The 3,592-nt window shown below is 37.2% G+C and carries 5 protein-coding genes; all 5 read left to right on the top strand.

Features of this window, described 5'->3' with window-relative positions; all coding sequences use genetic code 11:
- Positions 1–772: 772 nt before the first annotated feature.
- Entirely contained in the window at positions 773–1,027 is a 255-nt protein-coding gene (locus JCM14108_RS13540) for a hypothetical protein (protein WP_035181480.1), read from the top strand.
- Positions 1,024–1,398, top strand: a complete 375-nt coding sequence (locus JCM14108_RS13535) for a type II toxin-antitoxin system PemK/MazF family toxin (RefSeq protein WP_035181479.1) — start codon at positions 1,024–1,026, stop codon at positions 1,396–1,398. The genes JCM14108_RS13540 and JCM14108_RS13535 overlap by 4 nt, the downstream gene beginning before the upstream one ends.
- A 224-nt stretch (positions 1,399–1,622) precedes the next feature.
- On the top strand, positions 1,623–2,117 hold the full coding sequence (locus tag JCM14108_RS13525; protein ID WP_035181476.1) for a C39 family peptidase: 495 nt from the start codon (positions 1,623–1,625) through the stop codon (positions 2,115–2,117).
- A 510-nt stretch (positions 2,118–2,627) separates the two neighbouring features.
- Positions 2,628–3,212 carry a recombinase family protein gene (locus JCM14108_RS13520; protein WP_035181475.1) on the top strand — a complete coding sequence of 195 codons (585 nt, stop codon included), beginning with the start codon at positions 2,628–2,630 and terminating at the stop codon, positions 3,210–3,212.
- A 188-nt stretch (positions 3,213–3,400) separates the two neighbouring features.
- Positions 3,401–3,592 (top strand): KxYKxGKxW signal peptide domain-containing protein (locus JCM14108_RS13515; RefSeq protein WP_035181474.1); only part of this gene is annotated, 192 nt, incomplete at its 3' end.

Raw genomic sequence — 3,592 nt, 5'->3', positions numbered from 1 at the left:
AGTTTATTTAAATGTGTCTGTGCTTTCACAAGCCATGTTAGTAATTTTATTTGTTTCTAAAGTTATATATTGAGGATCAATTTAGTTTAGCGGTGCATTATCCAATTTCACAGACAGCTGTTAGGGGACGAATCGACCAAATAGGTTGGCACGTTGGCGTAATGAATTTTATCAATTAGTTTTTGGGGGATCTGACTTTTGATGAATTGTTTTCTGAATTAGATGGGCTACTTGACTGAGAAAGCAACAAATAAGCAATTGGAATGAGTAATACCAGAAGGGTCTTCGCTAACCTAATAAGGCTAAACGTCTTCCTAGGCTGCAAACCGTTGAAAGAGTTGATTGATTTGCAGATTTCATTTAATACGAAAGATTCATTCGCAGAGATCGTGAACAAATTAGGAGTCTTAAGGTCAGGCAACATTAGCTTTTAAATAAGATATTTCTAGTTTCAGGAGACGTATCTAAAATAAACTCCATTTATAACTTTGTTTTCAGTTAGGATTCTAGAATAGTTAAAGAAAATTTCAAGAGATTATAACCAGGTTGTACTGCTTCGAAAATAGCATAGAAAGACTTGTTATTAAGTAAGAAACAAAAAATATGGTCTCACTATTTTAAAATAACATTCCATAATTTAAAAGGATTCACCTTCTTGCAATCATATCAGTTTTTGGAAAACCGAAGTCCATCACCACGTATATACTATTGTGTTTACAATAGTAGCATTTTGGTATATACTAAATAAAAATAAAAAATGAGGTGATCTTAAATGAGCAAATTGGTAACGTTAAGGAAATCTGGTAATAGCCTTATCTTAACGGTTCCTTCTGATTTAAAAGATCGAGTGGGGAGTAAATATAAAGTTGAAAATAGATCTGATGGTTCGATTGTTTATCAACCTGTAGAGAAACAGAATATTTTTGATAATCCTGATTGGATGCAATATGACTATCAAAGGGATTTACTGGAAGATCCAGAATTAAGGCCACTTAATCCAGTTGGGAAGGAACGACTAGAAGAATGAAATTTCCAGAACAGAAGGATATTGTCATTATAGACGCAGAACCACATTCAGGTAGAGAATATGGGGGCCATGCACCTCAAAATGGTAATATTAGACGTCACATGGTTGTTATGAGCTCCAGTAGCTATACGCGAGCAACAGGTATGATTTTAGCAATGCCGATTACCACTTCACTTAGATATGTGAATAATCCACGTTATTTTCCTATTCTTTTAACTGGAGGACATAAAAATGGTGTCAAAGGTTTTATTGCGTTATGGCAATTACAGAATTTTGATTTTATTTCCAGAAATGGGGAAGTAGTTAACCAGATTAGCGATAAAATTTATAAAGAACTGTTGCCATATGTAAAAGATATGTTGGGACTGTGAAAAATGAACATGGAAGGTTAATATGGGATAGTTTAATAGATATTATTAAAAGCTCAATTGATAAGTTAAGCAGTATAAACACAATAGCTAGACTTCTCATTTTGCTTGTACTGTTTTTTTGGAAGGGACGCAAGCCCGGAATTGGACAGGCTTTAAGCGATGACGCAATGACTAGTGCCGTCAAAACTACTATCGATTAATAAAATGCAAGGAGCTACAATTATATGTCTTCATACAAACTATCAATCCCCGTTATTGCTCAGCGCCCAGAACTCCCAACCGGCTGCGAGATTACTGCCACCGCAATGATGCTTCAATATGCAGGTGCCGTTGTTGACAAAGTTCAGCTGGCACATGAAATGCCCTACCATCCGACTGACCCCAATCAGGGATTTGTTGGTAATCCATTCACTGATGATGGTGATAGTATTTACCCATCTGCACTCACAGATTTAGTGACAACCTATGCAGGAAACGCTGTCAATTTGAGCGGTCAACCATTGGCCAATCTAAAACAGTATTTAAGTGCAACAGGTCACCCCATTGTCATATGGGTTGGTGAATTTGACGGATTTCACACCCATGCCCTATTAATGACGGGGTTTAACAACTCAACAATTTATTTTAACGATTGTTGGACGAAAAAGCAGGGCTCATTGCCTGAAGATGCGTTCTATAAAATCTGGCACAACAAACAACAAATGGCTTTAAGCTATTAAAAACAAGGAGTTGGGGCAAAATGATTTTGCCTCAACTCCTTGTTTTATTAATAACCAATTATAATTAATGGTTATATCTTTATCCAATTAATAATATGTTGCAACCTGATACATTTTTTTCACAAAATCTTTCGGTGTTAAACCAAGTGACTCTTAATTCCGATGAAGTCCAAAAGCGGACTCAAACTAGAATAAACATATTAAGACTTCTTTCTGATTCCATTGATCCACAACCAAAACCAATGGCCTTTGTTATACCACATTGCAAAAAAGCTTCAATAAGGTCCGAGCTGGAAAGCGTGGGGATAACGGAAAGCTTCATTTATCCAGATCCATCACATGTTGCACATGAAATTTCAAAGACTTATTAGATTTGAATCGACACAGCATAATCCATTAAATCAATTGAGCTTTTTGGCCATTAGGGCATACCCTAGTGGCCTTTTTTGTTTCTGTGCTATACTAGGCATTAAAAGTGTTCATTAGGACTGTCCAAAAGGAGGACTGAAAATGGCTAAAATTGGTTATGCGCGTGTGAGTTCCAAGGAGCAACATTTAGATCGACAGTTAGCGGCTTTAAAAGGCGTTGATAAACTATTTTCAGATAAGTTAAGTGGTGCTAACACCAAGCGACCTGAACTGCAAAAAATGCTGGCCTATATCCGTGAAGGCGATATTGTCCTGGTTACTGAATTAGACCGCTTGGGCCGAAACAACCAGGACTTAACTAAGATTATGAACACCATTCAGAACAAAGGTGCCACCCTAGATGTGTTGAATTTGCCGTCCATGACGGGGATTGCGGATCCTAACTTGCGTCAACTGATGACTAACTTAATCATTGAACTGTATAAGTATCAGGCCGAAAGTGAACGGAAGCGGATTATTGAGCGTCAACAACAGGGGATTTTCCTGGCCAAACAGCAGGGGAAATATCATGGGCGCAAACCCCAATATACCGAAGATGATCCCCGCTTACTACATGCTTTTAAGCTTTATCAGACGGGCATGAGTGATGTAGACGTCGCCCGTAATACCGGTATTAAGCGAACAACTTTTATCAGATATCGCAAGAAGTGCAATATAAAAAGATGAGATTTACATGCGATAATTACGTTATACTAGTTTAGAGAGGGCGACATAATGATCATTCAAACAAAGGGACTTACTAAAACTTATCAATCAAAAGTGGTGGTTGACCATATTGATTTAGCAATCCATTTAGTGTTAAAACTAAGTGTACTCATTATGATTATCAATCAAATTATTGGAGGGGATTTTTTATGGAAAAATTACATTATAAGATGTATAAAGATGGCAAAAAATGGGTTTTTGCGGCAATTACGGTGGTTGCCTTAGGGGTGGGGTTAGGTGAAAGTACATATGCTGTAAGAGCAGATAGTATGACATCTTCTGTATCAACTGGTAGTTCAGCAGATATCAGTTCCACTAGTGAGAATACGGCTGTACCTGCT

Source organism: Lentilactobacillus farraginis DSM 18382 = JCM 14108 (assembly GCF_000583655.1).
In the GTDB taxonomy this organism is placed as follows: domain Bacteria; phylum Bacillota; class Bacilli; order Lactobacillales; family Lactobacillaceae; genus Lentilactobacillus; species Lentilactobacillus farraginis.
This window is presented reverse-complemented; position numbering and strand designations above follow the sequence as displayed.

What these genes read in the sequence shown, in the direction of transcription:
- JCM14108_RS13525 (WP_035181476.1), top strand. Translation starts at nt 1,623, where the DNA reads ATGTCTTCATACAAACTATCAATCCCCGTTATTGCTCAGCGCCCAGAA.
- JCM14108_RS13520 (WP_035181475.1), top strand. Translation starts at nt 2,628, where the DNA reads ATGGCTAAAATTGGTTATGCGCGTGTGAGTTCCAAGGAGCAACATTTA.
- JCM14108_RS13535 (WP_035181479.1), top strand. Translation starts at nt 1,024, where the DNA reads ATGAAATTTCCAGAACAGAAGGATATTGTCATTATAGACGCAGAACCA.
- JCM14108_RS13540 (WP_035181480.1), top strand. Translation starts at nt 773, where the DNA reads ATGAGCAAATTGGTAACGTTAAGGAAATCTGGTAATAGCCTTATCTTA.